Origin of the sequence: Escherichia sp. WS1450 (genome assembly GCF_046487395.1) — a bacterium.
GTDB lineage: Bacteria > Pseudomonadota > Gammaproteobacteria > Enterobacterales > Enterobacteriaceae > Escherichia > Escherichia coli.
This window is the reverse complement of the sequence record NZ_JBJQJO010000066.1, coordinates 1-5,458: the sequence shown is the minus strand read 5'-3', so window position 1 is coordinate 5,458 and position 5,458 is coordinate 1. Positions and strand designations below refer to the sequence as shown.

Below are 5,458 nucleotides of genomic sequence, written 5' to 3'. Positions count from 1 at the left end.
AACGCCCGTCTGGCAAACGTCTTTAAAACAAAACACCTCAATATCTGGGTGTCGGCGCGTTCGGCGTATTTCAACCTGGTGAGCTGGCAGAGCTGCGAGGATAAATCACTGTCCCTTGAGCAGTTCGAGGGGCAGCCGTGCATTCTGGCCTTTGACCTGGCGCGTAAACTGGATATGAACAGCATGGCGCGACTTTATACCCGCGAGATTGACGGTAAAACGCATTACTACAGTGTAGCCCCGCGTTTCTGGGTACCGTATGACACGGTGTACAGCGTCGAGAAAAATGAAGATAGACGGACAGCCGAACGCTTTCAGAAATGGGTGGAAATGGGCGTCCTGACCGTTACCGATGGTGCAGAGGTGGATTATCGCTACATCCTCGAAGAGGCCAAAGCGGCGAACAAAATCAGCCCGGTCAGTGAGTCACCCATCGACCCCTTCGGGGCGACCGGGCTGTCACATGACCTTGCTGATGAAGATCTGAATCCCGTCACTATCGTCCAGAACTTCGCCAATATGTCCGATCCTATGAAAGAGCTGGAAGCAGCGATTGAATCGGGACGCTTTCATCATGACGGCAATCCCATCATGACCTGGTGTATCGGCAATGTGGTCGGCAAAAACATGCCAGGTAACGATGATTTAGTGAAGCCCGTCAAGGAGCAGGCGGAAAACAAAATCGATGGTGCGGTTGCACTGATTATGACGATCGGTCGGGCAATGCTCAAAGAACCTGACGATTTCCTCTCATCTCTTGATCCGGACGATGATCTCTTAATTCTATGAAATCACTAATTGCTGATGTTATCGGGCTGGCTGGTTTTGGCCTGCTTACGTGCGGGGTTTACCTGCAGTTTGGTATGGCTCCGGCTCTGATTTTGTCCGGTGCTTTACTGCTGGTGGGCGCACTGGCTATGGCCAGAAGGGGGACGCGTGCTGCTTGATGCTCTGTTCAGAAGTAAATCACTGGAGAATCCTTCCACCCCGATAACCGGGGATGCCGTTGATACTGATGGGCTGTTCCGGGCAGACGTTTATGTCAGTCCTGAGACTGCGATGAAACTGGCTGCGGTGTATTCCTGTATCTATGTCCTGTCTTCCAGCCTTGCCCAGATGCCGTTGCATGTTATGCGCAGGTACAAGGGGAAGGTTGAACCCGCACGCGATCATCCTGCGTTTTATCTGGTTCATGATGAGCCCAATACCTGGCAAACCAGCTACAAATGGCGCGAACTGAAGCAACGTCACATCCTTGGCTGGGGGAATGGATATACCTGGGTGAAACGTAATCGTCGCGGTGAAGTCATATCCCTGGATTGCTGTATGCCGTGGGAAACGACGCTGATGAATACTGGTGGCCGATATACCTACGGTTTGTACAACGAATATGGGGCGTTTGCGATCAGTCCGGACGATATGATCCACATCCGTGCGCTGGGTAATAATCAGAAGATGGGGCTGAGTCCGATTATGCAACATGCCGAAACAATAGGCATGGGGATGAGCGGTCAGAAGTACACAGAAAGCTTCTTCAGCGGTAATGCCCGTCCGGCGGGGATAGTATCCGTTAAAAGCGGACTCAATAAGGAAAGCTGGGGCTGGCTTAAAGATCAGTGGCAGAAGGCATCGCAGGCGTTACGCCGCCAGGAAAACAAAACCATGCTGCTGCCAGCCGATCTGGATTACAAGGCACTGACTGTGTCGCCAGTTGACGCTCAGATCATTGACATGATGAAGCTGAACCGTTCAATGATCGCCGGTATTTTCAATATTCCTGCGCACATGATTAATGACCTCGAAAAAGCCACCTTCTCCAATATTTCTGCGCAGGCGATTCAGTTTGTCCGCTACACGATGATGCCGTGGGTGACGAACTGGGAGCAGGAGCTTAACCGTCGCTTGTTTACCCGCGCTGAGTTAGCCGCCGGGTATTACGTCAGGTTCAATCTGACGGGGCTTTTACGCGGAACTCCGCAGGAGCGCGCGCAATTCTATCACTTCGCTATTACCGATGGATGGATGAGCCGTAATGAGGCCCGCGCATTCGAGGATATGAATCCGGTTGAAGGGCTGGATGAGATGCTGGTAAGCGTGAATGCTGCTAACCCGGCAGGAGATTTTAAGCCCCCAAAAAACGATGAGGGAAAAACCAATGAATGACCGTGAAATCCGTTGTTACAGCGGTGAGGTGCGTGCTGAGCGGCATGACGATAACCCGGCGCACATTATCGGTTATGGATCGGTGTTTGACTGTCGTTCTGAGCTGATATTCGGTTCATTCCGCGAAATCATCCGGCCCGGCGCTTTTGACGATGTGCTTGGTGATGATGTACGCGCACTGTTTAACCACGATCCTAATTTTATTCTTGGGCGTAGTGCAGCAGGCACGCTGAATCTTTCAGTTGATGAGCGCGGATTACGCTATGACATCCAGGCTCCGGAGACACAGACCATTCGTGATCTGGTGCTGGCCCCGATGCAACGTGGAGATATTAACCAGTCATCTTTCGCTTTCCGTGTCGCCCGTGACGGTGAGGAGTGGTATCAGGATGAGGACGGGGTTGTTATTCGCGAGATAACCCGCTTTTCCCGTCTGCTGGATGTCAGTCCTGTGACATATCCTGCCTATCAGGAGGCTGACTCGGCTGTTCGCTCCATGAAAGCATGGCAGGAGGCGCGCAACAGTGGCGCGCTACAGAAAGCCATTAATCAACGTATGGCGCGTGAACGCGTCCTGACCCTTCTTAACGCGTAAAGGAAACATCATGAAACTGCATGAACTGAAACAGAAACGTAATACTATCGCAACTGACATGCGCGCCCTGAATGAAAAAATTGGTGATAACGCATGGACGGAAGAGCAGCGCACTGAGTGGAACAAAGCAAAATCCGAACTGGAAGCGCTTGATGAACGAATTGCACGCGAAGAAGAACTGCGTCGTCAGGATCAGGCGTACATTGAAAGCAATGAGGAAGAGCAGCGTCAGAATCTTGATCCGGAAAACAATCCGCAACATGATGAGAAACGAGCTCAGGTTTTTGATAAGTGGATGCGTCACGGTGCCAGTGAGCTGACATCAGAAGAACGAAAGGCGTTGCGTGAACTTCGTGCCCAGGGGGTAGCTCAGGATGAAAAGGGCGGATATACCGTACCAGAAACATTCCTGGCGAAAGTTGTTGAGAAGATGAAATCCTACGGTGGCATCGCCAGTGTGGCGCAGATTCTGACCACTTCTGACGGTCGCACTATGGAGTGGGCAACAGCTGATGGTACTTCCGAAGTTGGTGTTCTGCTGGGCGAAAATGAAGAAGCCGGTGAAGAAGACACCGATTTCGGTATGGGAAGTCTTGGGGCGCTCAAAATGACATCGAAAATCATTCGTGTGTCTAATGAGTTGCTGCAGGACAGCGCGATCGATATGGAAGCTTATCTTGCCCGTCGCATTGCTGAACGTATTGGTCGTGGTGAAGCCCGTTATCTGATTCAGGGAACTGGTGCTGGTACGCCTAAACAACCCAAAGGGCTGGTCGCATCTGTGACCGGCACAACCCAGACTGCCGCGGCAAATACGGTGAAGTGGCAGGAAATTCTGGCTCTGAAACACAGCATTGATCCTGCATATCGTCGCGGGCCGAAATTCCGCCTGGCGTTTAACGATAATACGCTGAAACTGATCAGTGAGATGGAAGACGGTCAGGGACGCCCTTTATGGTTGCCGGATATTGTTGGTGTGGCACCTGCTTCAGTGTTGAATGTACCGTATGTCATTGATCAGGAAATTGATGATATCGGGGCGGGTAAAAAATTCATGTTCTGTGGTGACTTTGATCGCTTCATTATCCGTCGTGTGCGATACATGATTCTTAAACGTCTGGTTGAGCGTTACGCGGAATATGATCAGACCGGTTTTCTGGCCTTCCATCGTTTTGACTGTATCCTGGAAGACACCTCTGCCATTAAAGCGCTGGTGGGGAAAGGTAGCGTTGGTGGTTGATTAGTCTTTTTACGTAATACAGCACGCCGCGTAATGCGGTTTTTTTGTGCCCGCGTTCTGGCGGGCACAGGAGGTTTTATGCTGTTAAAAATGGAAGAGATTAAGCTTCAGCTCCGTCTGGATGATGATTTCTCTGATGAAGATGAGTTGCTTGAACTGCTTGGTAAGGCCGCTCAGAGTCGTACGGAAAACTTCCTTAACCGTAAGTTGTATGCAACCGCAGATGACAGGCCTGCGGATGATCCTGATGGGCTTGTGATATCTGATGATGTGAAGCTGGCGCTTCTGCTCCTTGTCAGCCATTTCTACGAAAACCGCTCAACGGTTACAGACGTTGAGAAAATGGAGTTGCCAATGAGTTTTAACTGGTTGGTTGTTCCTTATCGCCTTATACCACTATGAAAATTCGTCAGGCGCAGACCAGCGCAACCTACATTCTGCCGGACCCCGGCGAACTGAATAAACGCGTCCTGATCCGCCAGCGGGTGGATATGCCCGCGGATAACTTTGGCGTGGAGCCTCAATACCCGGTTGCGTTCCGGGCATGGGCGAAGGTTATCCAGACCAGTGCCACCACCTGGCAGGAAACCGCGCAGACCGGAGACGCCATCACCCATTACATCACCATTCGCTACCGCCGGGGGATCACTGCTGATTATGAGGTGGTCTGTGATGACAGTGTGTACCGGGTGAAACGTCAGCGCGATCTGAACGGGGCGCGGCGCTTTCTGCTGCTGGAGTGTACGGAACTGGGCGAATTTACGCAGAGTCACGGAGGCAGCAATGGCGACTCCCTTTTTTCACGTTGATGTTCAGCAGCCCGCGGAGATGCGCTTTAACCGCGCCCGTGTCCGGCGGGCGTTTGTCACGATTGGGCAGCGTCATATGCGTGATGCCCGTCGGCTGGTGATGCGCCGTGCGCGGTCGGCACCGGGTGAAAACCCCGGTTATCAGACCGGACGCCTGGCTCGTTCGATTGGTTACATGGTGCCGAGAGCCAGTAAAAAGCGAGCCGGTTTTATGACACGCATTGCCCCTAACCAGCGCAACGGGAAGGGGAACCGGATGATCTCTGGTGACTTCTATCCGGCGTTTCTGTTTTTTGGTGTCCGGGGAGGAGCAAAACGTCGTCGTAGTCATCATCGTGGTGCATCCGGTGGCAGCGGCTGGCGGCTGGCTCCACGTAATAACTTTATGGTGGAAACGCTTGAAAAGAACCGCAGCTGGACACGCTATTTTCTGGCGCGGGAATTGCGTAAATCACTGAAGCCGGAGCGACGACACAGATGAAACTGACGCCTGTTATTGCTGCGCTGCGTGCCCGCTGCCCGTATTTTGAAAACCGGGTAGCAGGCGCGGCACAGTTCAAAAATCTGCCGGAGGTCGGAAAGCTGAGACTCCCGGCGGCGTATGTGGTACCGGGTGATGACTCTCCGGGAGAAAACAAAAGCCAGACCGAC

Annotated in this window: 8 protein-coding genes; all 8 read left to right on the top strand. The window is 52.4% G+C overall.

The window, feature by feature from the left end:
- Nucleotides 1–789, top strand: a 789-nt coding sequence (locus ACJHYR_RS26805) for a terminase TerL endonuclease subunit (RefSeq protein ID WP_410233183.1), incomplete at its 5' end; no start/stop codon positions are given.
- Nucleotides 786–947: a hypothetical protein gene (locus ACJHYR_RS26800; protein WP_000838376.1), complete on the top strand. Its 162-nt coding sequence runs from the start codon at nt 786–788 to the stop codon at nt 945–947. The genes ACJHYR_RS26805 and ACJHYR_RS26800, both read left to right, overlap by 4 nt.
- Nucleotides 937–2,163 (top strand): phage portal protein, encoded by a 1,227-nt coding sequence (locus ACJHYR_RS26795; protein WP_000923138.1) that lies wholly within the window; start codon nt 937–939, stop codon nt 2,161–2,163. Before ACJHYR_RS26800 ends, ACJHYR_RS26795 begins: the two co-directional genes overlap by 11 nt.
- Entirely contained in the window at nt 2,156–2,758 is a 603-nt protein-coding gene (locus ACJHYR_RS26790) for an HK97 family phage prohead protease (protein ID WP_000999805.1), read from the top strand. The genes ACJHYR_RS26795 and ACJHYR_RS26790 overlap by 8 nt, the downstream gene beginning before the upstream one ends.
- A 10-nt stretch (nt 2,759–2,768) precedes the next feature.
- A complete protein-coding gene (locus ACJHYR_RS26785) occupies nt 2,769–3,998 on the top strand; it encodes a phage major capsid protein (RefSeq protein WP_016240455.1) in 1,230 nt (409 codons plus the stop codon).
- A gap of 78 nt (nt 3,999–4,076) precedes the next feature.
- On the top strand, nt 4,077–4,400 hold the full coding sequence (locus ACJHYR_RS26780) for a head-tail connector protein (RefSeq protein WP_000924829.1): 324 nt from the start codon (nt 4,077–4,079) through the stop codon (nt 4,398–4,400).
- On the top strand, nt 4,397–4,807 hold the full coding sequence (locus ACJHYR_RS26775) for a phage head closure protein (protein ID WP_000702395.1): 411 nt from the start codon (nt 4,397–4,399) through the stop codon (nt 4,805–4,807). The genes ACJHYR_RS26780 and ACJHYR_RS26775 overlap by 4 nt, the downstream gene beginning before the upstream one ends.
- Nucleotides 4,782–5,288 (top strand): hypothetical protein, encoded by a 507-nt coding sequence (locus ACJHYR_RS26770; RefSeq protein ID WP_000224835.1) that lies wholly within the window; start codon nt 4,782–4,784, stop codon nt 5,286–5,288. Before ACJHYR_RS26775 ends, ACJHYR_RS26770 begins: the two co-directional genes overlap by 26 nt.
- The last annotated feature ends 170 nt before the right edge of the window (nt 5,289–5,458 follow it).

Bases quoted from the DNA above. Each gene is read 5' to 3' on its own strand.
- ACJHYR_RS26800 (WP_000838376.1), top strand. From the start codon at position 786: ATGAAATCACTAATTGCTGATGTTATCGGGCTGGCTGGTTTTGGCCTG.
- ACJHYR_RS26790 (WP_000999805.1), top strand. From the start codon at position 2,156: ATGAATGACCGTGAAATCCGTTGTTACAGCGGTGAGGTGCGTGCTGAG.
- ACJHYR_RS26785 (WP_016240455.1), top strand. From the start codon at position 2,769: ATGAAACTGCATGAACTGAAACAGAAACGTAATACTATCGCAACTGAC.
- ACJHYR_RS26780 (WP_000924829.1), top strand. From the start codon at position 4,077: ATGCTGTTAAAAATGGAAGAGATTAAGCTTCAGCTCCGTCTGGATGAT.
- ACJHYR_RS26775 (WP_000702395.1), top strand. From the start codon at position 4,397: ATGAAAATTCGTCAGGCGCAGACCAGCGCAACCTACATTCTGCCGGAC.
- ACJHYR_RS26770 (WP_000224835.1), top strand. From the start codon at position 4,782: ATGGCGACTCCCTTTTTTCACGTTGATGTTCAGCAGCCCGCGGAGATG.